This window comes from Streptomyces sp. NPDC096324, from assembly GCF_044763015.1.
In the GTDB taxonomy this organism is placed as follows: domain Bacteria; phylum Actinomycetota; class Actinomycetes; order Streptomycetales; family Streptomycetaceae; genus Streptomyces.
Window position 1 is genome coordinate 356,392 of sequence record NZ_JBIWFK010000005.1, and the last position, 24,727, is coordinate 381,118.

At 71.3% G+C, this 24,727-nt stretch carries 21 protein-coding genes; 16 read left to right on the plus strand and 5 right to left on the minus strand.

Annotation, left to right across the window (positions count from 1 at the left end):
- Positions 1 to 56: 56 nt before the first annotated feature.
- Positions 57 to 1,268: a pyridoxal phosphate-dependent aminotransferase gene (locus ACIQ7M_RS15685; protein ID WP_386985474.1), complete on the minus strand. Its 1,212-nt coding sequence runs from the start codon at positions 1,266 to 1,268 to the stop codon at positions 57 to 59.
- Positions 1,269 to 1,393: 125 nt separating this feature from the next.
- Here ACIQ7M_RS15685 and ACIQ7M_RS15690 point away from each other — a divergent pair, with 125 nt between their 5' ends.
- Both ACIQ7M_RS15690 and ACIQ7M_RS15695 read left to right on the plus strand, forming a co-directional pair.
- Positions 1,394 to 2,038, plus strand: coding sequence for a hypothetical protein (locus ACIQ7M_RS15690; RefSeq protein WP_403644081.1), 645 nt, complete (start codon positions 1,394 to 1,396; stop codon positions 2,036 to 2,038).
- A gap of 299 nt (positions 2,039 to 2,337) precedes the next feature.
- Positions 2,338 to 3,255 (plus strand): serine protease, encoded by a 918-nt coding sequence (locus tag ACIQ7M_RS15695; RefSeq protein WP_403644084.1) that lies wholly within the window; start codon positions 2,338 to 2,340, stop codon positions 3,253 to 3,255.
- A gap of 33 nt (positions 3,256 to 3,288) precedes the next feature.
- Here the strand turns inward: ACIQ7M_RS15695 and ACIQ7M_RS15700 are convergent, their stop codons facing one another.
- Together ACIQ7M_RS15700 and ACIQ7M_RS15705 are read right to left on the minus strand one after the other, a co-directional pair.
- Positions 3,289 to 4,917 carry an amidohydrolase family protein gene (locus tag ACIQ7M_RS15700; RefSeq protein ID WP_403644086.1) on the minus strand — a complete coding sequence of 543 codons (1,629 nt, stop codon included), beginning with the start codon at positions 4,915 to 4,917 and terminating at the stop codon, positions 3,289 to 3,291.
- Between the two features lie 63 nt (positions 4,918 to 4,980).
- Positions 4,981 to 6,258: an amino acid deaminase gene (locus tag ACIQ7M_RS15705; protein WP_403644089.1), complete on the minus strand. Its 1,278-nt coding sequence runs from the start codon at positions 6,256 to 6,258 to the stop codon at positions 4,981 to 4,983.
- A 276-nt stretch (positions 6,259 to 6,534) separates the two neighbouring features.
- Between ACIQ7M_RS15705 and ACIQ7M_RS15710 the strand changes: the two genes are divergently transcribed.
- The 5 genes from ACIQ7M_RS15710 (at position 6,535) to ACIQ7M_RS15730 (ending at position 11,297) form a co-directional block, all read left to right on the plus strand.
- Positions 6,535 to 7,617 (plus strand): sugar kinase, encoded by a 1,083-nt coding sequence (locus ACIQ7M_RS15710; RefSeq protein WP_403644571.1) that lies wholly within the window; start codon positions 6,535 to 6,537, stop codon positions 7,615 to 7,617.
- Entirely contained in the window at positions 7,614 to 8,381 is a 768-nt protein-coding gene (locus ACIQ7M_RS15715; RefSeq protein WP_355772893.1) for an IclR family transcriptional regulator, read from the plus strand. The genes ACIQ7M_RS15710 and ACIQ7M_RS15715 overlap by 4 nt, the downstream gene beginning before the upstream one ends.
- Before the next feature lie 7 nt (positions 8,382 to 8,388).
- Positions 8,389 to 8,799: a RidA family protein gene (locus tag ACIQ7M_RS15720; protein ID WP_403644094.1), complete on the plus strand. Its 411-nt coding sequence runs from the start codon at positions 8,389 to 8,391 to the stop codon at positions 8,797 to 8,799.
- Positions 8,800 to 8,986: 187 nt separating this feature from the next.
- Positions 8,987 to 10,510, plus strand: coding sequence for a GntP family permease (locus tag ACIQ7M_RS15725; RefSeq protein ID WP_403644097.1), 1,524 nt, complete (start codon positions 8,987 to 8,989; stop codon positions 10,508 to 10,510).
- Positions 10,511 to 10,574: 64 nt separating this feature from the next.
- Positions 10,575 to 11,297 (plus strand): hypothetical protein, encoded by a 723-nt coding sequence (locus ACIQ7M_RS15730; protein ID WP_403644100.1) that lies wholly within the window; start codon positions 10,575 to 10,577, stop codon positions 11,295 to 11,297.
- A gap of 81 nt (positions 11,298 to 11,378) precedes the next feature.
- Here the strand turns inward: ACIQ7M_RS15730 and ACIQ7M_RS15735 are convergent, their stop codons facing one another.
- Positions 11,379 to 12,746, minus strand: coding sequence for a M14 family metallopeptidase (locus ACIQ7M_RS15735; RefSeq protein ID WP_403644103.1), 1,368 nt, complete (start codon positions 12,744 to 12,746; stop codon positions 11,379 to 11,381).
- A 283-nt stretch (positions 12,747 to 13,029) separates the two neighbouring features.
- A complete protein-coding gene (locus ACIQ7M_RS15740) occupies positions 13,030 to 14,715 on the minus strand; it encodes a chitinase (protein ID WP_403644574.1) in 1,686 nt (561 codons plus the stop codon).
- 381 nt (positions 14,716 to 15,096) lie between these two features.
- Here ACIQ7M_RS15740 and ACIQ7M_RS15745 point away from each other — a divergent pair, with 381 nt between their 5' ends.
- From ACIQ7M_RS15745 to ACIQ7M_RS15785, 9 genes are all read left to right on the plus strand, one after another.
- On the plus strand, positions 15,097 to 15,981 hold the full coding sequence (locus ACIQ7M_RS15745) for a hypothetical protein (RefSeq protein ID WP_403644106.1): 885 nt from the start codon (positions 15,097 to 15,099) through the stop codon (positions 15,979 to 15,981).
- Between the two features lie 260 nt (positions 15,982 to 16,241).
- Entirely contained in the window at positions 16,242 to 16,955 is a 714-nt protein-coding gene (cpaB, locus tag ACIQ7M_RS15750; protein ID WP_355760725.1) for a Flp pilus assembly protein CpaB, read from the plus strand.
- A gap of 192 nt (positions 16,956 to 17,147) precedes the next feature.
- Complete coding sequence (locus ACIQ7M_RS15755) at positions 17,148 to 18,767, plus strand: AAA family ATPase (RefSeq protein WP_355760723.1); 1,620 nt, start codon at positions 17,148 to 17,150, stop codon at positions 18,765 to 18,767.
- On the plus strand, positions 18,764 to 19,294 hold the full coding sequence (locus ACIQ7M_RS15760; RefSeq protein ID WP_403644111.1) for a TadE/TadG family type IV pilus assembly protein: 531 nt from the start codon (positions 18,764 to 18,766) through the stop codon (positions 19,292 to 19,294). The genes ACIQ7M_RS15755 and ACIQ7M_RS15760 overlap by 4 nt, the downstream gene beginning before the upstream one ends.
- Positions 19,295 to 19,312: 18 nt before the next feature.
- Positions 19,313 to 20,650 carry a CpaF family protein gene (locus ACIQ7M_RS15765; protein WP_355760718.1) on the plus strand — a complete coding sequence of 446 codons (1,338 nt, stop codon included), beginning with the start codon at positions 19,313 to 19,315 and terminating at the stop codon, positions 20,648 to 20,650.
- 28 nt (positions 20,651 to 20,678) lie between these two features.
- Complete coding sequence (locus ACIQ7M_RS15770; RefSeq protein ID WP_355760715.1) at positions 20,679 to 21,620, plus strand: type II secretion system F family protein; 942 nt, start codon at positions 20,679 to 20,681, stop codon at positions 21,618 to 21,620.
- Positions 21,621 to 21,633: 13 nt separating this feature from the next.
- Positions 21,634 to 22,524, plus strand: coding sequence for a DUF5936 domain-containing protein (locus ACIQ7M_RS15775; protein WP_355760712.1), 891 nt, complete (start codon positions 21,634 to 21,636; stop codon positions 22,522 to 22,524).
- Positions 22,524 to 23,969 carry a sensor histidine kinase gene (locus ACIQ7M_RS15780; RefSeq protein WP_403644116.1) on the plus strand — a complete coding sequence of 482 codons (1,446 nt, stop codon included), beginning with the start codon at positions 22,524 to 22,526 and terminating at the stop codon, positions 23,967 to 23,969. The genes ACIQ7M_RS15775 and ACIQ7M_RS15780 overlap by 1 nt, the downstream gene beginning before the upstream one ends.
- Positions 23,962 to 24,693 (plus strand): response regulator, encoded by a 732-nt coding sequence (locus ACIQ7M_RS15785; protein WP_386987014.1) that lies wholly within the window; start codon positions 23,962 to 23,964, stop codon positions 24,691 to 24,693. Before ACIQ7M_RS15780 ends, ACIQ7M_RS15785 begins: the two co-directional genes overlap by 8 nt.
- Positions 24,694 to 24,727: the final 34 nt, after the last annotated feature.

The following is a 24,727-nucleotide window of genomic DNA, read 5'->3' on the forward strand; positions in this document are numbered from 1 at the left end:
GCATATTGGGACGCGGCGCATACGCTGGGTGAGCGCGGGGCGCGTCCCGGCGGGCGTCACGGCTGGCTGTAGCCGTCCAGGAACGTGCCGATCCGGGTCACCGCGTCCGTCAGATCCGCCACCGTCGGCAGGGTCACCACCCGGAAGTGGTCCGGTTCGGGCCAGTTGAAGCCCGTTCCCTGCACGACCATGATCTTCTCGCTGCGCAGCAGGTCGAGCACCATCTGCCGGTCGTCCTTGACCTTGAAGACCTTCGGATCGAGGCGCGGGAAGAGATACAGCGCCCCCTTCGGCTTCACGCAGGTCACACCCGGGATCTGTGTCAGCAGCTCGTGGGCGACGTCCCGCTGCTCCTTCAGGCGCCCGCCCGGCAGGACCAGGTCGTTGATCGTCTGGCGTCCGCTGAGCGCCGCCACCACGCCGTGCTGTCCCGGCATGTTCGCGCACAGTCGCATGTTCGCGAGGATCGTCAGTCCCTCGATGTAGGAGGCGGCGTGCGCGCGCGGCCCCGAGACGGACATCCATCCGACGCGGTACCCCGCCACCCGGTACGCCTTCGACATGCCATTGAAGGTGAGGGTGAGCAGATCGGGGGCGATCTTGGCGGTCGCGGTGTGCGTGGCGTCGTCGTAGAGGATCTTGTCGTAGATCTCGTCGGAGCAGACCAGCAGGTTGTGCCGCCGGGCGATGTCCGTCAGCCCCCGGAGCATCGCGTCGTCGTAGACCGCGCCCGTCGGGTTGTTCGGGTTGATGATGACGATCGCCTTGGTGCGGTCGGTGATCTTCCGCTCCACGTCCGCGAGGTCGGGCATCCAGTCGGACTGCTCGTCGCAGCGGTAGTGCACGGCCGTGCCGCCGGACAGGGAGACCGCGGCGGTCCACAGGGGGTAGTCCGGTGCCGGTACGAGCACCTCGTCGCCGTCGTCCAGCAGCGCCTGCATCGCCATCACGATGAGCTCGGAGACTCCGTTGCCGATGAAGACGTGATCGACGTCCGTCTCGATGCCGAGGGTCTGGTTGTGCATGACGACCGCGCGACGGGCGGCGAGCAGGCCCTTGGCGTCGCCGTAGCCGTGCGCCGAGGAGACGTTGCGGAGGATGTCCTCCAGGATCTCCGGCGGACACTCGAACCCGAAGGCGGCCGGGTTGCCCGTGTTGAGCTTGAGGATGCGGTGACCGGCCGCTTCGAGCCGCATCGCCTCCTCAAGAACCGGACCCCGGATCTCGTAGCAGACGTTGGCGAGCTTCGTGGACTGGATCACCTGCATGTCGTGAGCTTACGGCCGCCCGCCGCGCACCGGGGGGTGTTTTTCACCACGTGAGACGTGTCGGTTCCGGCGTCTTTGTCCGCCGACTGCACCGGATCCCCAGGTGGTCCCTACAATGCGCGATCATGTCCTGGCAGTCCGGAGATCCCGAAGCCCGGCCGACGGTGTACCTCCCGCAGAGCGACGGGGAGACGCCTTTGGCCTATGAGACGTACGCCGATCCCGCCGAGGCGCACGGCTGGCGGAAGGCGTACACGGACGGCGACGACACGACCGCCCTGCCCGTCATCAGTGACGGTCCCGCCGGGCGGCGGGAACGGACGCGGCGCCGCAGGCGTGCCCGGAACAACCGGCGCGCCGCCGTGGCCGGGGGCGCGGCCGTCGCCGTCGTCCTCGGCGTCGTCGCCGTGGGTGTCCTCGACTCCGGAGCGGCCGACGGGTCCGGCGACGGCGCGCCGTCGCGGACGTCCGGGCCCGTACGCCTGGCGACCGGACCCGCGGAACCGGCCGCCTCCTCGGCGCCGCCGTCGGCCACCACCGCGCCCGCGGCGCCGGCCGCCCCGTCGGCGTCCGCCTCGACCCTCGCGTCCGCGAGCGCGGGCGCAGCCTCCCGGAGCGCATCCGCGTCGTCGAGTCCCGCCGTGAGTCCGAGCGCGAGCGCGTCCACGGCGCCCGCGCCCACGACCTCCGCCCCGGCCCCGACCCCGTCGACGACGAGCACCACCGGCCACGGTCACGGCCACGGTCACGGACACGGCGGCTGGGGCTAGCCGCAGGGCCGCAAGGAGCGGCACACTCCTCCTCCGTCGCGCCGAGGAGGCGTACGGCGCCGAGGGCACGTACGCCGGCGAAGACACCTACGCCGCCGAGGACACGTACGCCGGCGAAGACACGTACGTCGGCGAAGACACGTACGTCGTTTCCGGCTCTTCGGCCGGAAAGCGCTCCTTGTTCACTTTTCCCTCTCCCCTCACAATGCGCATGACAACAACTGGCCGGAAGACCTCCGGTCAGCGGAAGGCGGCCGGACGACCTTCGGCCGCCCCAAGTCGCAAGAGGGGACCCCCACATGAGAAAGCCTCTCGTCGCCGCGTTGTTCGCCCTGGTGCTGTCCGGGGCGGGCGCGGCACCCGCGGTCGCGGCACCCGCGGTCGCGGCACCCGCTCCCCACGCCGTACCCGCGTCCCACGCGGCTCCCGCGCGCGTATCGGCCTCCGTCACCACGGCCGGCACCCAGGCGGCGCCCACCCTCCAGGCCGTCAGCCTCGCCGGGACCGTCGCGCTCAGCAACTGCTCCGGCTCGGTCGTCCGCTTCCCCAACTCGGCGGACACCGACCCGGCGCTCGTGCTCTCCAACGGCCACTGCCTGGAGACCGGCTTCCCGGACCCCGGTGAGGTGATCGTCGGCCAGTCGTCCAGCCGGACCTTCGGTCTGCTGAACTCGGCGGGCACCAGGGTCGCGACGCTGCGCGCGAGCAAGGTCGCGTACTCGACCATGACCGACACGGACATCACGATCTACCAGCTCACCAGCACCTACGCGACCATCAAGAACTCGTACGGCGTCAGCGCCCTGACCGTCCAGAACACGCACCCGACCGCCGGTACCGCCATCACCGTGGCCTCCGGCTACTGGAAGCGCCTCTACAGCTGCAGCATCGACGGGTTCGTCTACCGTCTCAAGGAGGGGAGCTGGACCTGGAAGGACTCGGTCCGCTACACCTCCGCCTGCCAGACCATCGGCGGTACCTCGGGCTCGCCGGTCGTCGACCAGTCCACCGGCAAGGTCGTCGCCGTCAACAACACCGGCAACGAGGACGGTGAACGCTGCACGGTGAACAACCCCTGCGAGGTCGACGCGAACGGCGCCGTCACCGTCCGCCAGGGCATCAACTACGCCGAGGAGACCTACCAGATCCCGGCCTGCTTCACGACGGGCAACAAGCTCGACCTGAGCCTGAGCGGGTGTGTCCTGCCCAAGCCGTAACACCGCGGGAGGGCGGGCGGTCACGGTGGGCGGTCACGCCGTCCGGCGGACCGCCCGTCCCGCCAGCACATCCGTCCGACGCCCGTCCTCGACGACGAAACGCCCGTCGATCAGGACGTGCGGGATGCCGGTGGGCAGGGTGCGCGGCGCGGCGAACGTCGAGCCCGCCGCGACCGTCGCCGGGTCGAAGAGGACCAGGTCGGCGCGGTACCCCTCGCGGACGAGACCGCGGTCGGGCAGCCGCAGCCGGGCGGCGGGCCTGCCGGTGAGATGGGCGACGCACTCCTCCAGCGTCAGGACGCCCAACTCCCGCACGTACCGGCCGAGGTAGTGCGGGAAGGTGCCGTAGGCGCGCGGATGCGGTTTGGTGCCGTGCAGGATGCCGTCCGAGCCGCCGGTGTGCACGGGGTGGCGCATGATCGCCCGGACGTTCTCCTCGTGACCGACGTGCTGGAGGATCGTGGGGCCGAGCCGGTCCTCGACCAGCAGCCGACGGGCGGTGGTCCAGGGTTCCTCGCCGCGCAGGTCGGCCGACTCCCGGACGGTCCGGCCGACGTACGAACCGAGCCCGGGGTCGTTCACCCCCGAGATCTCGATCGTGTCCCACGCGATGGGCACGCCGTGGCAGCCGTCCGCGCCCACGACCTCCATGTGGTGCCGGATCCGTTCGGCGGTCCGGTCGTCCCGCAGCCGGGCGAGCACCGCCTCGGGACCGCCCTCGCCCGCCCAGCTCGGCAGCATCGCCGCGAGGGTGGTGCATCCCGGGGTGTACGGATAGGTGTCGAGGGTGATGTCGGCGCCCCGCGCCAGCGCCTTGTCCAGCAGGGCGAGGAGCTCCGGCGCCTTCCCCTCGTTCACCCCGAAGTTCATGGTGGCGTGGGCGAGATGGAGCGGGCAGCCGGCCTCACGGGTGAGGGCCACCATCTCCTCGTACGCCTCCAGGGCGCCCGCCCCGTACGAGCGGTGGTGCGGGCAGTAGTAGCCGCCGTGCTCCGCCACCACCCGGCACAGCGCGGTGAGTTCGGCGTCCCGCGCGTACATCCCCGGTGTGTACGTCAGTCCCGAGGACATGCCGACCGCGCCCTCCCGCAGCCCGTCCGCCACCAACTGCCGCATCCGGTCCAGCTCTTGGGAAGTGGCCTCGCGGTCCTCCCAGCCGACGGCGAGCATGCGGACGGTGCCCTGGGGGACGAGGTAGGCGGCGTTGACCGCGATGCCCTCGCCGTCGAAGCCGTGGTCGAGCCGGTCCAGGTACTCGCCCACGGAACGCCAGCCGAAGTCGATCTCGTCGCCGTGGCCGTTCCAGCCGGTGATCGTCCGGCGGACCTCGGCGAGCGTACGGTCGTCGACCGGGGCGTACGACAGGCCGTCCTGGCCGATGACTTCGAGCGTCACTCCCTGGGCGGCCTTCGCGCTGTGGTCCGGGTCCCGCAGCAGCGCGAGATCGCTGTGCGCGTGCATGTCGATGAAGCCGGGGGCCAGGACCAGACCCTCGGCGTCCAGTTCCCGTGTGCCGCGCGGCCGTTGGCAGCCGGCCGCCGCGGCCTCCTTGACGATGGCGACGATCCGCCCGCCCTTGACGGCCACGTCCGCGCGATACGTGGGCGCGCCGCTGCCGTCGGCGACATCCACGTCCTGGAGGACCAGGTCGGCGTGATCCATGGGGGTGACTCCCGTCTGGGTGGGGCTTAGCGATCTTTGGAGCGAGGAGGGGCGTACGGATCTCTAGAAGAACGTGCGGATGTAGTCGACGACGGTGCCGTCCGACTCGACCAGGGGGATGAGCTGCCACTTGTCGAAGGACGTGCACGGATGGGACAGGCCCATGCCGACCCAGTCGCCGACCTCCAGGTCCGCCCCGGGCTCCGTGCGCAGCCAGGCGTGCTGGTCGGAGAGCTTGTTCACCTCGATGCCCACCGCCGGGCGCTCGGTCTCGCCGCGGCGCACGACCTGGGCGACGGGCAGGTCGAGGTCGTGGGCCGCGTCCCGCTTGCCGGCGTTGGTGAAGGCCTGTTCGGGGGAGGGCCGCGAGACGACCTGCGACCAGAGGCGGAAGGCCGGGTGCAGGGCGCCCTCCCGCGGGACGCGGGTGAAGGGGGTGAGCCTTCGGTAGTGGCCGTCGTCGTGCGAGACGTACGCGCCCGAACGCAGCAGTTTCAGGACGGGCAGCGAGAGTTCGGGGATCCCGGCGAAGACGTCGGCGACCGCGTCGAACCAGGCGCTGCCGCCCGCGCTGACGACGATCGTGTCGACGTCCTTGAACCGCCCGGCGCCGTCGAAGGCCGCCGCCAGCGCGGTCAGCCGCCGCAGCCAGGCGTGCACCCGCTCGGGGTCCGCGTCCGGCACCTCGCCCTCGTACCCGGCGACACCGGCCAGCCGGAGCGTCCCGGTCGCCGCGACGGCGTCGGCGACGGCCGCGCAGTCCTCGTCCGTCCGCGCGCCGGTACGGGCGCCCGCGCCCGCGGCGAGTTCGACGACGACGTCCACCGGGCGGGCGCTCCCGCGCAGCGCGGCGTCCATCAGTTTCACGCCGCGCACCGAGTCGACGTAGCAGACGAACCGGAAGTCCGGGTCCGCCGCGAGTTCGGCGGCGATCCAGCGCAGCGCCGCGGGGTCGACGAGTTCGTTCGCGAGGAAGATCCGGTCGATGCCGAACTCCCGTGCCACCCGCACCTGGTGGGGGACCGCGAGGGTGATGCCCCAGGCGCCGTGCTCGATCTGCCGCCAGAAGAGCTGGGGCGCCATGGACGTCTTGCCGTGCGGGGCGAAGGCGAGGCCGTGCCGGTCGGCGTACGTCTCCATGAGTTCGAGGTTGTGGGTCAGGCGCTCGGCGGAGAGGGCGAGGACGGGGGTGGTGAAGCCGTCCGTGAAGAGGTTGCGGCGCTGTGCGGCCAACTCGCCGACACTCAGGCCGTCGGCGTCCGGCGGCAGCCCCTTGAAACGGTGGTCGACGCGCTCCGCCGCGAGAGCGGCCAGCGGTGCGGCGGCGGTGTCGGCGCTCATGGGGCCTCCTCGGCCTGTTCGATCGTGTTGCATCATGTGCAACGCTCATTGCGTATGTCGTTCACTGCTGTCTAACATCCCAGCCGACGCAGGGTCAACGGTGCCGTTCGCCGCCGTGGGCCGCCAGAGCGAGGAGCCCCGACCACCGTGAGCAGCAACGGACCTGAGGGTGCCGTGTCCCCCGACGCCGGCACCGAGACCGACGCCGGCACCGGTACCGCCACGGTCGTCGGCAACGACGCCGGCACCGTCGACGTGGTGGCGCTCGGCGAGTCCATGGTCACCTTCCTGCCCACGCGTCCCGGTCGCCTCGCCGACGTGCCGTCGTTCGAGCGCGGGATCGGCGGAGCCGAGTCGAACGTGGCCTGCGTGCTCGCCCGCGCCGGTCACTCCGCCCGCTGGGTCGGCCGGGTCGGCGCCGACGGGTTCGGCGACCACCTGGTCGAGGCGATCACCGCGTACGGCGTCGACACCTCCGCCGTGCGCCGGGACCCCGGCCGGCCCACCGGCGTCTACTTCCGCACCGCGGGCGACCGGGCGACCGACGCCCACGAAGTCGCCTACTACCGGGCCGGGTCCGCCGCCTCGGCCATGACGGCACGGAACACGGACCTGGCCGCCGCCCGCTCCGGCCGCGTACTCCATCTGTCCGGCATCACCGCCGCGCTCTCCGGGGGCTGCCTCGACCTGATGCGCGAGCTGACCGCCCCCCGGACGGGCGGTCCCCTCGTCTCCTTCGACGTCAACCACCGCCCGGGCCTGTGGCGCGACCACCCCGAGGGGCCGCGCGTCCTGCTCGACCTCGCGCGCCGGGCCGACATCGTCTTCGTCGGCGACGACGAGGCCCGCGACGCCTGGGGACTGCGCGGAGCGCGCGCGATCCGCGAGGCGCTGCCCGAACCGGACGTCCTGGTCGTCAAGTACGGGGGAGGCGGAGCCGTCGTGTTCGACAGGACCACCGCCGGGGGCGCCGGCGGGACGGAGACGGCCGAGAACGCCGTCCGCGCGGAAGGGAGAACCGCCGGGGGCGGCGAGTGCGGCGAGGACGCGGCCGGTGCCTCCGTCTTCGTCCCCGCCCTGCGGGTCGACGTCGTCGCGGCCGTCGGCGCCGGTGACGCCTTCGCCGCCGGGTTCCTCTCCGCCACCCTGCGCGGCCTTCCCGCCCGTGACCGCCTGCGGCACGGCCATCTGACGGCCGCCGCCGCCCTCACCGTCCCGGGCGACCTCGCCGAACCGCCCGCCCGGGGGCTCGCCGACCGGCTGGCGGCTCTCGACGACCGTGCCTGGGAGACACTTCGTCTCGGCCCCGGCTGGACCGAAGCCGACGCACGGGCCGCCGAGGAGGTACGTACGCCATGAGCCAGACCGTCGACCGAGCGCTGAGCATCCTGCCGCTGCTCGCCGAGGGCCCCGCCGACCTCGGCCAGGTCGCCGACCGCCTCGGCGTCCACAAGTCCACGGCCCTGCGCCTGCTGCGCACCCTGAACGAACACGGCCTGGTGTACCGCCAGTCCGACCAGCGCTACCGGCTGGGCGCCCGCCTCTTCGCCCTCGCCCAGGAGGCCGTCGAGAACCTCGACGTCCGCGAGATCGCCCACCCCCATCTCGTCCGCCTCAACGAGAGCTGCGGACACACCGTCCACCTCGCCGTGTACGAGGAGAACGAGGTGCTCTACATCGACAAGGTGGAGAGCCGCTACCCGGTGCGCATGTACTCGCGGATCGGGAAACCCGTCGCCATCACCGTCGCCGCGGTCGCCAAACTCCTCCTCGCCGACCTGCCCGAGGCCGAGCGCCGCGCCGTCGCCGACAAGCTCGACTACCCGATGTACACCGCCCGTTCGACGCCGAACGCCCCCGCCTTCCTCAAGGAGCTGGCGGTGGTGCGCGAACAGGGCTGGGCCACCGACCTCGGCGGCCACGAGGAATCCATCAACTGCGTCGCCGCACCCGTCCGCGGCGCCGACGGACGCGTCGCCGCCGCCATGTCGGTCTCCGCGCCCAACGTCGTCGTCACCGCCGAGGAACTCCTCACCCTGCTCCCGCTGGTACGCCGTACGGCCGACGCCATCAGCCGCGACTACTCCGGCAAAGCCCCCACGAAGGAAGACCCCAAGGAATGAGCACCGCATGACCGACAAGATCGCCCTCACCCCCGCGACCCACACCACCCCGCCCGCCAAGTTCTCGCACGGCGTGCGGAAGGGGAACATCCTCCAGGTCGCCGGGCAGGTCGGCTTCCTGCCCGCCGAGGAGGGCAGGCCCCCGACGCCCGCCGGTCCCACCCTGCGCGAGCAGACCCTCCAGACGCTCGTCAACGTCAAGGCCATCCTCGAAGAGGGCGGCGCCGGCTGGGACGACGCGATGATGATCCGCGTCTACCTCACGGACACCGGCCACTTCGTCGAGATGAACGAGATCTACAACCAGTACTTCGAGGAACAGGGCCTCACCGCGCCCCCCGCCGCCCGCACGACGGTCTACGTCGGCCTGCCGGCCGGACTCCTCGTCGAGATCGACGTACTCGCCGTCCTCGGCTGACGTCCCCTCCGGGCCCACACCCGCCCGGCTCCGGCGCCACCGCGCGCCCCGCACATCCGGCGCGACCCGCGCGATCCCGCACCCCGTACGACGTCACGGTGCGGCACCCCACCATCCCCGGGGAGCCGCACCGCGATCCGCCCTGCCCGAAAGCCCCCACGGACTGACGAAAAAGAGGCTCCCCGACATGTCGTCGTACCCGCTCGCAGCGACAGCCCCGGCCCCGGAGACACCACCGCACACCGGCGGTCTCCTGCTCCTCCTCGACGGCACGGCCGGACTGCTCACGGTCGCCGCCCTCGGTATCGCGCTCCTCCTCTTCCTGATCATCAAGGTCCGGCTCCAGCCGTTCGTCGCCCTGCTCGCCGTCTCCATAGCCGTCGGCCTCGCGGCCGGACTCTCGGTCACCGAGCTGTTCGGCACGGTCCAGCGGTCGACCGCCGTGTCCGTCATCGAGACGGGCATGGGCGGCATCCTCGGCCATGTCGCGATCATCATCGGCCTCGGCACGATGCTCGGGGCGATCCTCGAAGTCAGCGGCGGGGCCGAGGTGCTGGCCTCCCGGCTGCTCGGCCTCTTCGGGGAGAAGCGGGCGCCGCTCGCCATGGGGCTGACCGGCCTGATCTTCGGCATCCCGGTCTTCTTCGACGTCGGCATCTTCGTCCTCGCGCCGCTCGTCTACGCCGCCGCCAAACGGTCGGGCAAGTCGATCCTCCTCTACTGCCTGCCGCTGCTCGCCGGTCTGTCGATGACCCACGCCTTCCTGCCGCCGCACCCCGGCCCGGTCGCCGCCGCGGGACTGCTGCACGTCCAGCTCGGCTGGGTCATCCTCATGGGCGTCGTCTGCGGCATCCCCGCCGTGCTGGCCGCCTGGGTCTACTCCGCCTGGATCGGCAGGCGTCTTTTCGTCCCCGTACCGCAGGACATGGTCGAGGCGGCCGCCGAGGCCAAGCGGGCCGTCGTCGAGGAGCAGCGGGCATCGGGCGTGGAGCCCCGGGAGGAGCCGGTGCCGCTCGGCACGGTCCTCGGCATCATCGGTACGCCGCTGGTGCTGATCCTCGCGGCCACCTTCTCCTCGATCGCCCTCGACCCTCCCCCAAGCTCTCCGGCAAGCTCCGAGCAGGGGGGACCCCCATCCCTCCGCTCCGTCGTCGAGTTCTTCGGCCACCCGTTCGTCGCCCTGACCATCGCCCTGGTCCTCGCCTACTACCTGCTCGGCATCCGGCGCGGCTGGTCCCGCAAGTCCCTGGAGAAGGTGTCGACTTCGTCCCTCAAGCCGGTCGGCAACATCCTGCTGGTGGTCGGCGCGGGCGGCGTCTTCGGCGCCGTACTGAAGGCCAGCGGGGTCGCCCAGGCCCTGTCGGACACCTTCAACGACGTCGGCCTCCCGGTGATCGTCCTGGCCTATCTGATCTCGCTGGTCCTGCGGGTCGCGCAGGGCTCGGCGACCGTCGCGATCGTCACCACGGCCGGCATCGTCGCGCCGCTGCTCACCGAGGGCCACCACTCGCAGGCCTTCGTCGCCCTGGTCATCATGGCGATCTCGGCGGGTTCGATCTTCGCCTCGCACGTCAACGACGGCGGCTTCTGGATGGTGGCCAAGTACTTCGGCATCAGCGAGCGCGACACTCTGAGGACCTGGACCGTCCTGGAATCGGTGCTGTCCGTCGCCGGGTTCGCCGTGGCCGCCGTGATGAGTCTCTTCGTGTAACAGTGGCATCGCCAATTCGGGCCTGGCTGTGCCCCACACAGGATCTTCGACCATACTTCCCGCTGTGGAGCAGCGCATAGGTTCGAAGAGCCAGCCCCTGGACGCCGCCGCGGTGAACCCGGCGTACATCCCCGGGCTTACGTCACCCGTGCCGGCGGAGCCGACGGACGCGGTCGTGGAGACCGAGGAGGCCACCGCGGAGGAGACCGTTTCCGACGAGGCCGTCTCCGACGAGGCGGTGTCCGACGACGCGGTCTCCGGCGAGGCGGCGTCCGACGAGGTGCCCGCCGCCGAGATCCCGGAGGAGGCCGATTCCGTGGAGGAGGCCGAGTCCGGGGAGGAGAGCGGCCCCGCCCCCGACGGTCCCGTCTTCGAGGCCTCCGACCGGCGTGCCTCGATCAGAGCCGACCACACCGGTGTCCGGCTGCGCCTGGACGACCAGGAGGCGGAGTTCCGCTGGGACGAGATCGGCGCCGTCGAGACGGAGTCGCCGCGTTTCGGCAAGCGGTTCACCATCACGGTGCACACGCCTGAGCGTCGCTGGTATCCGATAGAGATCGAGGCGAACGCCCGAGCACGCTTCAAGGAGTGGGAGGAGCAGCTCGACGCCGTCCTGGACGCGTACTTCGAGGACGGCGAGGACGACACCGAGGTCGAGGCGGCGGCCGAGCCCGAGTCGAAGTCCGAGGCCGAGGTGGAGGACGAGTCCGCGGCCGAGGTGAAGGCCGAGGCCAAGAGCCTGGACAAGGGCGACTCGGCCGACGAGGACAAGGCCGGGAAGCCGTAGGCGGTACGGGGATCCGCGCGCCCGGTCAGGTGGGACGCGCGGATCCCCGGCTCCCGGCCGGTTGGGCCGGGGGTGTTCCCCCTAGGAGCAGTACTGGGCGGCCTTGCCGATGGACCGGTACATGCAGTCGGCGTTCTCCAGGAGCTGGAGCACCGCGTCCCGGTTGCGGGAGGTCTCCCGCTCGATGACCTCGTCGGGCGGGTAGAAGCCGCCGCCGGAGCTGGACGTCGGGTACATCTCGAAGGTGTAGTCGAAGATCTTCTGGGTGCCCCAGAGGTAGTCGTCGATCGAGCCGTCCGTGATGTACAGATCACTGGCCTGCTCGGCCGTGTACCCGTTGCTGGCGGCCATCTTCTGACCGATGGCCTTGAAAGCGGCGGCGTCGTCCGCCGTCATCCCCGTCGCGGTGTCGGCGGTGGTGTACCCGAACGGCCAGAGCACCAGCTCGCTGTAGGTGTGGAAGTCGATTCCCGCGGTGATCTGCTGCTTGCCGCCGACGACCCGGCCACGTACGAAGTCCGCGACCACCTTCACCTCGGGCGCCGACTCGGCCGACGCGCCGCGGTAGGTCTCGGAGGACTTGGAGGACGAAGAGCCGCCGCAGCAGCCCCACTTGTAGTTCCAGTTCCGGTTCAGGTCCGTACCGACGTACGAGGAGCCTGAGTTGGGCTGGCGGTTCTTGCGCCACGAACGGTACGAGCCGCTCGCGATGTCGTACTCGCCGCCGTCCGGGTTGAGGTCCGGGACGATCCAGATCTCGCGGTTGTTCACCATGTTCGTGACCCGGGAGTCGCTGCCGTAGCCGGCCCCGAGCTCGCGCAGCAGATACAGCGCCATCTCCACGGTCAGGTGCTCGCGGGCGTGCTGGTGGAAGGTCAGCAGGACCTCGGGTTCGCTCTCGTCGGTCGCCACGTTGTCGCTGACCTTGATGGCGACGATGTCCCGGCCCTGGTAGGACTTGCCGATCACCCGCTTGCTCATGATGCCCGGGTAGGCCGCGAGCCGCTGGTCGATCTCCGTGTTCATCTCGGCGTAGTTGTGGTACTTCGAGTCCGCCGTCGGGAAGTCGAACAGCCGTACGCCGTCGGCGGACGAGCGGTCGGGCGCCGAGCCCAGCGGAGTGACGTCGTACCCCTGTCGGCGCAGTGCGGCGATCTGGTCGGCGCGGCCGGAGACGACGACGGTCTCCTCGTCGGCCTCGTCCACGGTGACGCCCGACCGCTGGATCTGCGTCCGGGACGCGGAGGTCGAGCCCTGGTGGATCTCGTACTGCCTGATGTCGTCGGACGAGGGCGCGAGGGCCTTGGCCCCGCTCGCCGTGGCGTCGGTGGCGGTGGCCGTCAGGGGAGCCGCGAGAGCGAGGGCCGCGAGGACGGCGAGGGCGGCGCCGCGGCGGCCGCCTCTGCTCCTGCCGTCGGCGCTGCCACTGCCACGGGGACGAAATCGCATGAAGTCTCCTTGTTTCTCCGGAAAATTCCGGGATCTCCGGAATTGTGGGGGAGTGGAGCTGGGGAGTGGCTCAAGGTGACGTGTCTGGTGCGGGTGTGGCGCTCATGGTGAAGGCTCTGGCATGAGCAGGTCAATGGATGCCCAAGAGACGTCGGCGGGAATCAGCCGCGCCGAGCGGCACCGGCCGCGGCGGCTGTACGCGACGCCGACGGCCCCGCTCGCCGCGACTGCGGCGAGCGGGGCCGGGAGGCACCGCCGGGGAAGGGGAAGGAGGCGGTCGGGACTACAGGGAGTGCACGTGCGGGCCCACCGCGTTCGACCAGGCGTTGCCCGCGGAGGCGTCCCAGTTGGTCGACCAGGTCATCGCGCCGCGCAGGCCCGGGTAGGCCTTGGCGGGCTTGAACGAACCGCAGTTGGTGAGCTTGGCCAGGCAGTCGAGGGCGTTGTTCACGACGGTCGGGGAGACATAGCCGCTGCCCGCGCCGCTGGTGGAGGCGGGGAGGCCGAGGCCGACCTGGGACGCGTCGAGACCGCCCTGGAGCTGGATGCAGGCGAGCGCCGTCAGGAAGTCGACCGAGCCCTGCGAGTAGACCTTGCCGTCGCAGCCGAGCATCGAACCGCTGTTGTAGTACTGCATGTTGACGACGGTGAGGATGTCCTTGATGTTCAGCGCGGTCTGGAAGTAGGAGTTCGACGTGGACTGCATGTCGATGGTCTGCGGGGCCATGGTGATGACCAGGGACGAGCCCGCCTTCCCGGACAGCGAGCGCAGCGCCTGGGACATGTAGGTCGCGTTGAGCCCGTTCTCCAGGTCGATGTCCACGCCGTCGAAGCCGTACGTCTGCATCAGGGAGTAGACGGAGTTGGCGAAGTTCGTGGCCGAGGCGGAGTCGCTCACCGAGATGGTGCCGTTCTGGCCGCCGATGGAGATGATGACCTTCTTGCCCGCGGCCTGCTTGGTCTTGATGTCGGCCTTGAACTGGTCGACGGTGTAACCGCCGAGTCCGGCCGAGTCGAGCGTGAAGCTCACGGCGCCCGGTGTGCTGGTGGCGTCGGCGAACGCGACGGCGATGATGTCGTACTGCGACTGCACGGCCGAGAGCTTCTGCACGGTCGCGCCGTTGTTGAAGTTCTGCCAGTAGCCCGTCACGGCGTGCGCGGGAACGGTGCCCCCGCCCCCGCCGCCGCCCGAGGCGGTCGTCGTCCCGGTGACGGCGGACGACTTCGCCGACTCACCGGCCGAGTTGGTCGCGCTGACCTGGAACGAGTACGACGTCGAGGCGGAGAGCCCCGAGACGGTCGCGGAGGTTCCGGTCACCGACTGGACCTTGGAGCCGCCCTGGTACACGTTGTAGCCGGTCGCGCCCGACACGGTGTTCCAGGCCAGGGAGACCGACGAGGAGGTCGTGGAGGGCACGGTGAGGCCCGCGGGGGTCGCGGGGACCGTCGGGGCCGGGTCGCCGCCACCGCCGCCGTCGGGGCCGAACACCGAGAAGTCGTCGGCGAGGTAGGCGGGCTGCCCGTACCAGCCGTGCGTCCAGACCGTCACCGACGTCGTCGAGGCACCGGTGGTGAAGGTGGTCGAGAGCTGCGTCCAGGTGGTGTTGGGCGTCCAGGTCGACACGTCCGTCGTCCCGGTGCCGGTCGCCCCGAGGTAGGTGTAGGACCCCTGGACCCAGGCGCTCAGCGTGTACGTCGAGTTGGGCTTCACGGCGACGGACTGGGAGCACTGCGCGTAGTCCTGGCCCGCGGGCGTGCCCTTCAGGGCGGCCGCGCCGCTGTGCACCGGTGAGGAGACGGTCGCGCCGCTGCCCGCCGAACAGGTCCAGTTGCTCAGGCCGGACTCGAAACCGCCGTTCTTGACGTTGTTCACGTCGGCGGCCTGGGCCTGGCCGGCCAGACCGGTGAGGGAGAGGACGGACGCGGTGACGGCGGCGGCGAGGGCTCCCGCCCATCTCCGTCCGGGCATACGGATGACGCGGTCCACTGGGTCCTCCAGGGAGAGGTGGGGGAGGGGAGGGGGAACGGAACGGTGGCCACCGCCGGTGGATACAAGTTGGTCCAGACCAATCTGGTTGTCAAGACCTGCGGCGCTCCCAACACCCTTATGTGAGGCCCCAGTTGTTTTGAGACGGCTTACTCTCCGTTGATCACGCCCGCACCTTCGGTGAGATGATCTCGGAGATTCGGTGTTGAGCGGGCCATGCCGTGGATATGGTGCTGATGCAAGAGGGCGTCACCGTGGCGATCCGCGGCCGTTGTTGGAACGACTGTGACGCTCTATGGCGACAAAGGGGCGATCTGAGGCGGTGGTTGACCACCCCGCCGCAGCGAACGGGGTGTGTGCAGCGTGCCGACCGCGATAGCCGTCACCAGTCCCGATCTGGTGCTCCCACCGCACGACCGGCAGACCCCGCCGGCGGCCGTCCAGCCGCTCGGCACCCTGGAGGACTCCCTCACCGGGATGCACGCGCTCATCGAGCAGCACGGGTATGTCATCGCCCTCTACCCGGCCTCCGCCGAGACCGCCGTCACCCGGCGGCTGCACACCGTCCGCTCCGTCCTGGAGAGCGACCGCATCGCCCTGCTCGGCATCGACCTGCCACCGCTCGGAATCGCCCTGCTGGCCCAGCAGTTGCGCCAGCTCTCGGTCTGCGACTTCAGCCCCGGCGTCCTCGCCTCCGCCGCCCGCCTGCTCGCGCACTACATCTACGCCGGCGCCCTGCTCGGCTCGGTCGCCAAGCTCGACCGGGTCCCGGTCTCCCTGAAGTCGCACGCCAAGTCCTGGGTGCCGGGCGCCCAGTTCGCCGTACTGGCCAATCCCCGTGCCGAACTGATCAGAGTCGGCCAGGAGGACCTGCCCGGACCGGAGTTCGGGACCCGGCTGCTCTCGGCCGCCGGCCAGCCGCCCTCCGACTGGGTCACCTCCACCCTGGCGCCCGCCTGGCAGGTCCAGGGTGCCGCGACCGTCCCGCTGCCCGAGGAGTCGGTCCGCTGGTGGGGGACGAACCGGCTCGTCGAATTCGCCGCCGGACTGCACGACGCCTCCGTCCTCTACCAGCTCGTCTCCTCCGTCCGACGGGACGAGTGCCGCTGGTGCGGCCTCGAACTCATCGGTGACCGCTGCGGGTTCTGCGCCGCCCCGCTGCCGCCGCCGCCCTCGGCGCGGGAGCTTTCGGCCACGACCGTCCGGGCAGCCTCTCCGGTACGCGCCCTGCCCCGCGGTGCCACCTAGGCCCCCCGGGCCCGTCCGAGCCGCACACCAGGAACGACCGCACACGCACCGGCACGACCGCACAGCGCACCAGGCCCGGCCAGCACAGCACATCAGGCACGACCGCACAGCGCATCAGGCACCACCCGCCCGACCCCGCCGTCCCCGTAGATCGAGGTTGTCCTGAACATGCTGCATCAACCCGGAGGTCAGCCCCCGGATCCCCGGCAGGAACGACAGCCCGGTCCACTTCCCGGCACCGCCCCACGAGGAGAGATTCAGTGAACTCGCGCCAGCGCCGCGGCGTCATCCTGCTGGTCCTCTCGGTCCTGTGCGCCCTCGGCGCCTTCGCCGGAGTCCTCTCGGTGATCCGCGACGTGAACTCCAAGGTCGGCCCGGAGGTCACGGCGTACCGCCTCAAGAGCGACATCGCGCCCTACAAGGAGCTGACGGCCGACCAGTTCGAGAAGATCTCGATGCCCGAGCGGTGGCTGTCGTCCACCGCCGTCACCGACCTCTCCCGGATCCGCGGGAAGATCGCCGTGACCCGGCTGGAGAAGGGCTCCCTGCTCCAGGCCGACATGATCGTCGACAAACCCCGGCTGGCCGCGGGGCAGCAGGAGATCGCCATCATGATCGACGCCTCGACCGGTGTCGCGGGAAAGATCGACCCCGGCTCGCGGGTCAACATCTACGCCACCTTCAAGGCGGAGAACGACAAGGGCAAGGACCAGTCCAAGGTGATCGTCGAGAACGCCCGCGTCATCGACGTCGGCAAGCTCACCGCCCTCGAACCCGACCAGTCCAGCGCCGACCGGCGCAACAGCGCCGCCCAGGCCGTCCCGATCACCTTCGCGCTCAGTACCGCGGACGCCCAACGCGTCGCGTACGCCGAGTCGTTCGCCGCGCACGTCCGGCTCGCCCTGGTCGCCGGCGGCTCCGACACGATCGTGGCGCCCGGCGACCGCACGTACACCCTCGACGAGGACAAGTAGGAGGCCGCGCATGAGGTCCATGCCCACGGGGCGGTACCCAGGGCGGCGTACGAGGCCGGCCCACGCGACGCGGACCCGGCCGACGCCGGGCCCCCGGTCCGGGACGCGGCGGCAGCGGCGCGGGGTGCCGTCGCCCGCGGCGGCACAGGGCGTGGGGGCCGGCGCGCGGCACGCGAGCGAGGAGCTTCGCCGATGACCATCCGTATCCTTCCCGCCGTCGGCGACATCGACTCGGCCCGTGCGCTCACCACCCTGCTGAGCCAGCTCGCCGACACCGAACCCGCCCCGCCCGTACCCGACTCGACAGCCCTCCTCGACACCCTCGCGCGCCTCGCCGCAGAGTCCCTCGACGAGCTCCCCGAGGTCGTCCTCGTCCACGAACGCATCGGGCCCGTACCGGCGTTGGACCTCATCCGCGACCTGGTGATGCGCTTCCCGGCCGTCGGTGTCGTCCTCATCACCGCCGACACCAGCACCGGCGTCCTCACCGCCGCCATGGACTCCGGCGCCCGCGGCATCATCGGCCTGCCGCTGGGCTACGACGCCCTCGCCGAACGCGTCCAGGCCGCCGCCGCCTGGTCCGCCGGAATGCGCCGCCACCTGCACAGCGGCGCGCCCGAGGTCTACGCGGGCCCCGGCGGCACCGTCGTCACGGTGACCGGAGCGAAGGGCGGCGTCGGCGCGACCGTCACGGCCGTCCAGCTCGCCCTCGCCGCGAAGGCGTCGGGACACAACGTGGCGCTGCTCGACCTGGACCTCCAGTCCGGGGACGTGGCCTCGTACCTCGACGTGCAGTTCCGCCGGTCGGTGGCCGACCTCGCGGCCATCACCGACATCAACGCGCGCGTCCTCCAGGACGCCGTCTACACCCACGACAGCGGCATCGCCCTCCTGCTCGCGCCCGCCGAGGGCGAACGGGGCGAGGAGGTCACCGACCGGGTGGCCCGCCAGGTCCTCGGCGCGCTGCGCTCCCGCCACGACGTCGTCGTCGTCGACTGCGGATCCCAGATGAACTCGGCCACCGCCGCGGCCGTCGAGATGGCCGACCGGGCCCTGCTCCTCGTCACCCCCGACGTCATCGCCGTACGCGCCGCCAAACGCATGGTCCGGATGTGGGACCGCCTCCAGATCCGCAAGGCGGAGGAAACCACGACCGTCGTGAACCGCTTCGCCCGCGGTACGGAGATCCAGCCGTCCCTCGTCGAACGCGTCACCGGCACCAAGGTCGCCCGCTCCGCGGTTCCCGCCGCCTTCAAGGAACTCCAGTCGGTCGTCGACGCGGGCCGGCTCCAGGACCTGGACGCCCGCTCGACCGTCAAGCAGGCGCTGTGGTCACTCGCCGCCGAACTGGACCTGGTCGTCCCCCAGCAGGGCGGGGCGGGCGGCAGGCGCCGCAAGGCGTCCGCCGCGGACCGGGGCGCGCTCTCGCTCCGCGGCCGGGGCGGCGACCGGGGAGCGGTCACCCTCGAATTCGCCGGGATGTTCCCGCTGCTCCTGGTCGTCATGACGATCCTGTGGCAGTGCGTGCTGTACGGGTACTCGTACTCGCTGGCCGGGAACGCGGCCGACGAGGCGGCACGCGCCGCCACCGCGGCCTACGCCGTCCACGGCGACGTGCCGGGCGCCTGCGCCGCCGCCGGGAGCGAGCATCTGCCGGGCTCCTGGAAGGACGCGGGCATCTCCTGCGGCGCGTCGGGCCAGGTCATGACGGCCACCGTCGAGGTCGACGTCCCGCTGTTCTTCCCGGGCTTCGACGCGGGCTTCCACGTACGGGGCAAAGCGGGCGCGGCACTGGAAGGGAATGCCGAATGAGGACGCACCCGCGGACGGCATCCGGCGGAAGGGGGCGTGCCGGTACATCGCATGTCCGTCGCTCACGTTCGGATCGGGCAACGCTTCACACCGCACCGACGTCTGATCCAGCGGCGACGGACGGATGTACCGGCACGCCCCCGACCCACCACGCGGCCGCACCCGAACCCGCACCGGCGCGCCGGCTCCGGGACGACCGGGGTGTCTCCATCCTGGAGTTCGTCGGGTTCCTGCCGATCCTGCTGCTCGTCGGGCTCGCGGCCATCCAGCTCGGGCTCATCGGGTACGGCGTCAACCAGGCCGGTACCGGGGCGCGGGCCGCCGCGCGGGTCGCCTCGCAGGGCGGCGACGGCGGGACGGCGGGAACGGCCGCCGTGAGCGGATGGCTCGACCCGAACGTGTCGTTGGACGGAGGGCCCGGGGCCGACCTCACCACGGCCACGGTCACGGTCACGGTCCCCAACGTCATCCCCCTCTTCGGCCGTTACCCCGTCACCCGCCACGCCACCATGCCCACCGACGACTGACCGGGAGGAGCCGACACCATGAGCCTGCGATCCCGCATCGCACCCGACGAGGGGGGACCCTCCCGTGAGGACGGACACCTCGTCGCCGTCTACCGCGCCAAACTCCTCGAGGAGATCGACCTCGCCGAGATGTCCAGCCTGGCGGCCGCCGAACGCCGGGTCCGTCTCGAACGCGTCCTCGGCCACATCATCAGCCGCGAGGGCCCGGTCCTCTCCACCGCCGAACGCTCCCAGCTCATCCGCCGGGTCGTCGACGAGGCCCTCGGACTCGGCGTCCTCGAACCGCTCCTCGCCGACGCGTCCATCACCGAGATCATGGTCAACGGCCCGGACTCGATCTTCGTCGAGCGGGCCGGCCGCGTCGAACAGCTCCCGCTGCGCTTCGCGTCCAACGAGCAGCTCATGCAGACCATCGAACGCATCGTCTCGACGGTCAACCGCCGCGTCGACGAGTCCAACCCGATGGTCGACGCCCGCCTGCCCACCGGCGAACGCGTCAACGTCATCATCCCGCCGCTCGCCCTGACCGGCCCCACCCTCACCATCCGCCGCTTCCCCCGCGCGTACACGCTCCCCGAGCTGATCGGCCTCGGCTCCTTGGACGAGCAGACGCTCATGCTGCTCGCGGCCTTCGTCCGGGCCCGCTTCAACGTCATCGTCAGCGGCGGCACCGGCAGCGGCAAGACCACCCTGCTCAACGCGCTCTCCGGTCTGATCCCCTCCCACGAGCGCATCATCACCATCGAGGACTCCGCCGAACTCCAGCTCCAGCAGGAGCACGTCATCCGCCTCGAATCACGCCCCCCGAACGTGGAGGGCAAGGGCCAGATCACCATCCGCGACCTGGTCCGCAACTCCCTGCGCATGCGCCCCGACCGCATCATCGTCGGCGAGGTCCGCGGCGGCGAGACCCTCGACATGCTCCAGGCCATGTCGACCGGCCACGACGGCTCCCTCGCCACCGTCCACGCGAACTCCGCCGAGGACGCCCTCATGCGCCTCCAGACCCTCGGCTCGATGTCCGAGGTCCAGATCCCCTTCGAGGCGCTCAAGGACCAGATCAACTCCGCCGTCGACGTCGTCGTCCAGCTCTCCCGGCACGCCGACGGCTCCCGCAAGGTCACGGAGGTCGCGCTGCTCGTCTCGCACGGCCGCGAACAGTTCCGGGTCACCCCCGTCACCCGCTTCGTGCCCCGCCCGGTCGGCGCCGACCGCGTGGTGCGGGGCCATTTCGAGCACCTTCCGCTCCCGCGCCCGGTCGCGGAGAAGCTGTACGTCGCCAACGAGCCGCTGCCGCCCGCCTTCGGCGTCGCCGAGGCCATCGACGTACTGAACACGAGGCAGGCGATCGGATGACGCCCCTCACCTCCGAAGGGAGGCAGCCATGAACGACCCCGCACTCCTCGCGCTCGGCGGGACGCTCCTCTGCGGCACGCTCGCCGTCGCCGGCGTGCACACCTACGCCTCGGGCCGAGCCCAGCGACGGGATCTCCTCGACCGCCTCTCCGGCGGCGGCCGGCCCCCGACGGCGAGCGGCAGGGCACGCCGCTTCGTGGGCGTCGACCGCAGACTGCGCCGCACCCGTCTCGGCCGCACGATCCACCTGCGCCTGACCGCCACGGGACTCGATCTCACGGCGGGGGAGTTCTTCACCTACGTCACCGCCGTGGTCGTCGCCCTGTGGCTGATCGCGGCCGCGACCCTGGCCCCCTTCTTCGGCCCGATCGCGGCCCTCCTCGGCGTGTGGAGCGCGGCCATCTTCCTCAACTGGCAGCGCCAGAAACGCATCGAGGCGTTCATCAACCAACTCCCCGACGTGGCACGCCTGCTGGCGAACGCGACGGCGGCCGGCCTCGCCCTGCGAACGGCGCTCGCCATGGCCGCGGAGGAGCTGGAGGCCCCGGCGGGCGAGGAACTGGCCCATGTGGCGGACCAGTTGATGCTGGGCCGCACGATCGACGACGCCCTCGGGGAACTCTCGGAGCGGCTGCCCTCCCGCGAGCTGATCGTCCTCGTCACCACCCTCGTCCTGGCCAACAAGGCCGGCGGCTCCGTCGTCAGCTCCCTGCGCAACCTCACCCAGACCCTCGAGGACCGCAAGGAGACCCGCCGCGAGGTCCGCACGATGCTCTCCGAGGTCAACGCGACCGCCTTCACGGTCCCCTTCCTCGGCATCGGCTCACTGGTGCTGATCAACTCCTCGAACGAGGGAGCCCTCGCCCGCGTCACCGGCTCCCCGCTCGGCCAGGGCCTCGTCCTGCTCGCCCTCGGCCTCTACACCGTGGGCTTCTTCGTCATCCGCCGGCTCGGCAAGATCGAAGTGTGAGGGAGGGATCACCATGCTGCCGCTGCTGCTCGCCGTCCTGATGGGCGCGGCCGTCGCGGGCGTCCTCCTGGGCGTCCGGATGATCCGCTCCGAGGTCAAACTCCCCAGCGACCTCCAGCTCGCCCTGGAGGTCGGCGGCACCCGTGTCTCGGTCGCGGACTCCGCCGTCGACCGCCTCGGCATGCGCTTCGCGCCGACCGTCCTGCGCCTGATGGGCCCCCGGCGCGTGGACGCCAAACGCCGGCGCATCGACATGGCCGGCAACCCCGGCGGTCTGACCCTGAACCGCTACGCGGCCCGCCGCGCGGTGTACGGCGTCTTCGGTGTCGTCCTCGGACTGGTCTTCCTCTCCAACGGCCAGCTCCTCTTCGCCGTCCTCACGTTCGCCTTCGGGGTGGTCGCCGCGGACGCCCTCATCTGGCAGGCCGTCCGGGAGCGCAAGGAGGTCATCGACCGCACGCTGCCCGACTTCCTCGACGTCCTCGCCGTCGTCGTCTCCGCCGGTCTCGGCTTCCGGCAGGCACTGGACCGCGTCGCGGAGAAGTACGAGGGACCCTGGGCGGACGAACTGCGCATCACCCTGCGCCAGATGGACATGGGCGTCAGCCGCCGCCAGGCCTTCGACGAACTGCGCAGACGCAACTCCTCCGAGCAGGTGGCCCAGTTCGTCTCCGCGCTCCAGCAGGGCGAGGAACTCGGCTCCCCGATCGCCGAGACCCTCATCCAGCTCGCCACCGACATGCGCCGCACCGACGCCCAGAACGCCCGCCGCCGCGCCGCCAAGACCATTCCCAAGGCCACGATGGTCACCCTGGTGTTCATGCTCCCGGCGACCATGATCCTCATCGCGACGGGCATGTTCCTGGGCTCGGGCACCGACTTCGGCTCGATCCTGGGGCGCTGATGAACAGCCTTCCGAGGAGCCGGGGTGACGCGGCCCGCGAGCGCGCGCGCCTGTTCTTCGATCGCGCGCTGAGCCGCGGGCTCCGGTCCGCTCGGCTCACGCGAGAGCGTGCGCGCCGGTTCCTCCGGCTCGCCCGGACCCGCGAACGACGGGGCACCGGCTACCTCGCGGACGACGTGCCCGCGCCCGGCGGCATCCGTCTCCAGCTCAACGCCCTCCAGGCCCTGTGCCGGCAGGCCTTCGCGGTCCGACTCGCGGCCATCGTGGTCGGCGCGCCCTTCGCGATGACGAACGCCACGGGCGGCCTCCTGCGTTACGCGGTCCTCGCGGCCGCCGTCCTCGGCGTCATGGGCTCCTACGCCATGCTCCGGGACTGGGACCGCTTCGGCCCCCGTCTCCTCGCCCACCCGACCCTGATGGGCCTGGACCTCACCTTCGGCGCGGTCCTGCTCCTCACCGCGTCCCCGGCCTCCCCCCTCGCCTACGCCACGGTCTGCACCCCGCTGCTGTCCGGCCTGCTCTACGGCTGGCGCGGCGCGGGCGTCTTCACCGGATTCCAGCTCACCGTGCTGCTCACCGTGTTCAGGGCCTGGGAACACCGGCCGGGAGCGGGTTCCAACACCCTGCTCATCGCGGGCTTCTGCGTCGGCGCCGGCATCATCGGAGTCACCCTGCGCAATCTGCTGTTCCGCTTCGGCACGGCGGGACAGGCCCTGGCCGAGGCGACCAGCAGGCTCGCCGTCGCGGAGGCCGTGGAGTCCGAACGGGCCCGCCTGGCACGCGAGATGCACGACTCCGTGGCCAAGACGCTGTACGGGCTCGCGCTGGCCGCGGAGGCACTGGCCGCCTCCTCGGAGGGCGCGGACCCGGGGGCGCTCAAACGCCAGGCGACCGCCGTCGCGGACGCGGCGCGCCTCGCCGCCGCCGAGTCCCGCACCCTCCTGACGGACCTGCGGCGGCACAGCGACCTGACCGACCCGGACATCGACCTCCTGACCGAACTCGGCGCCATGGCGGCCGACTTCGAGGCACGCACCGGCCTCACCCCGGCCGTGCGGCACCGGGGCGCGCCCCCGGTCCTGCCCAGCAGTGCGGCCCATCACGTCCTCGCGATCGTCTCCGAGGCCCTGGAGAACGCCCACCGCCACGCGGACGCGAGCGTGCTGACCGTCGAACTCGACGTTTCCGCAAGCGCGTTCGCCGTTCTCGTCCGTGACGACGGGGTGGGTCTCCCTGCCCCGGCGACCCCCGCCGCGCTCACCGCCTGGACGAGATCCGGCCATTTCGGCCTGCTCGGCATGACGGAGCGGGCCGCGTGCGTCGGCGGCCTCATCAGGCTGGACCGGCCCCTCGGCGGGGGCACCGAGGTCCGGCTGACGCTCCCGCTCCAGACGGCTGCCCTTCCCGCTCCCCCCACTTCCCAAGAGGAGGCCGCACATGCCTGACCAGGCACTTTCCGGCCCGTCCCTGCGTGTCCTCGTGGCCGACGACAACCCGGTCGTACGCGCCGGCCTGACCGCGCTGCTGGACGCGCACCCCGACATCACGGTCGTCGCGGCGGCACGGGACGGGGCGGAGGCACTGGACCGTGCCGCCCTCCTCATCCCCGACGTGGTCCTCCTCGACGTCCGGATGCCCGGCACGGACGGCCTCACCGCGCTGCCCGCGCTGTGCGCGATCGCGCCCGTGATGATGCTGACGTACAGCCGTGAACCCGAGGTCGTGGCGGAAGCCCTGCGCAAGGGCGCGTCCGGCTATCTCGTCCATGGCGAGTTCACGGCGGCCGAACTGATCGCCGCCGTACGGGAGATGCGCCACGGACGCCCGACTGTCCCGGATTCACTCGGAGTTTCGTACCAACCCCACTCATTCTCTTCGCATCTGCAACCGGCTGTGGCACAGTCTTCGGAGGCTCGGCCCTTACCGGCGGCGGGACTTCACCGCCATGCCGTCCATCAGTCCGAGTTCGGCCTGAGTTCGAGGGAGGTGGAGGTGATGGACCTCATCGCGGCCGGCATGAACAACCGCCAGATCGCCGCTACCTGCTTCATCGCGGAGAAGACCGTGAAGAACCACATCAATCGCATCTTCGCGAAGCTGCACAGTTCCTCGCGGAGCGAAGCGATCGCCCACTGGCTGGGTACGGCGCACGAGGGGTGGAGCCGATGACTCCGTCCCGCGTTCCCCACCAGCGAAGTTGGGC

Coding starts and splice junctions, on each gene's coding strand:
- ACIQ7M_RS15725 (WP_403644097.1), top strand. CDS start 8,987: ATGTCGTCGTACCCGCTCGCAGCGACAGCCCCGGCCCCGGAGACACCA.
- ACIQ7M_RS15705 (WP_403644089.1), bottom strand. CDS start 6,258: ATGAGCGCCGACACCGCCGCCGCACCGCTGGCCGCTCTCGCGGCGGAG.
- ACIQ7M_RS15735 (WP_403644103.1), bottom strand. CDS start 12,746: ATGCGATTTCGTCCCCGTGGCAGTGGCAGCGCCGACGGCAGGAGCAGA.
- ACIQ7M_RS15770 (WP_355760715.1), top strand. CDS start 20,679: ATGAACGACCCCGCACTCCTCGCGCTCGGCGGGACGCTCCTCTGCGGC.
- ACIQ7M_RS15760 (WP_403644111.1), top strand. CDS start 18,764: ATGAGGACGCACCCGCGGACGGCATCCGGCGGAAGGGGGCGTGCCGGT.
- ACIQ7M_RS15765 (WP_355760718.1), top strand. CDS start 19,313: ATGAGCCTGCGATCCCGCATCGCACCCGACGAGGGGGGACCCTCCCGT.
- ACIQ7M_RS15695 (WP_403644084.1), top strand. CDS start 2,338: ATGAGAAAGCCTCTCGTCGCCGCGTTGTTCGCCCTGGTGCTGTCCGGG.
- ACIQ7M_RS15780 (WP_403644116.1), top strand. CDS start 22,524: ATGAACAGCCTTCCGAGGAGCCGGGGTGACGCGGCCCGCGAGCGCGCG.
- ACIQ7M_RS15685 (WP_386985474.1), bottom strand. CDS start 1,268: ATGCAGGTGATCCAGTCCACGAAGCTCGCCAACGTCTGCTACGAGATC.
- ACIQ7M_RS15755 (WP_355760723.1), top strand. CDS start 17,148: ATGACCATCCGTATCCTTCCCGCCGTCGGCGACATCGACTCGGCCCGT.
- ACIQ7M_RS15775 (WP_355760712.1), top strand. CDS start 21,634: ATGCTGCCGCTGCTGCTCGCCGTCCTGATGGGCGCGGCCGTCGCGGGC.
- ACIQ7M_RS15690 (WP_403644081.1), top strand. CDS start 1,394: ATGTCCTGGCAGTCCGGAGATCCCGAAGCCCGGCCGACGGTGTACCTC.
- ACIQ7M_RS15700 (WP_403644086.1), bottom strand. CDS start 4,917: ATGGATCACGCCGACCTGGTCCTCCAGGACGTGGATGTCGCCGACGGC.
- ACIQ7M_RS15710 (WP_403644571.1), top strand. CDS start 6,535: ATGGTCACCTTCCTGCCCACGCGTCCCGGTCGCCTCGCCGACGTGCCG.
- ACIQ7M_RS15720 (WP_403644094.1), top strand. CDS start 8,389: ATGACCGACAAGATCGCCCTCACCCCCGCGACCCACACCACCCCGCCC.
- ACIQ7M_RS15740 (WP_403644574.1), bottom strand. CDS start 14,715: ATGCCCGGACGGAGATGGGCGGGAGCCCTCGCCGCCGCCGTCACCGCG.
- ACIQ7M_RS15785 (WP_386987014.1), top strand. CDS start 23,962: ATGCCTGACCAGGCACTTTCCGGCCCGTCCCTGCGTGTCCTCGTGGCC.
- ACIQ7M_RS15715 (WP_355772893.1), top strand. CDS start 7,614: ATGAGCCAGACCGTCGACCGAGCGCTGAGCATCCTGCCGCTGCTCGCC.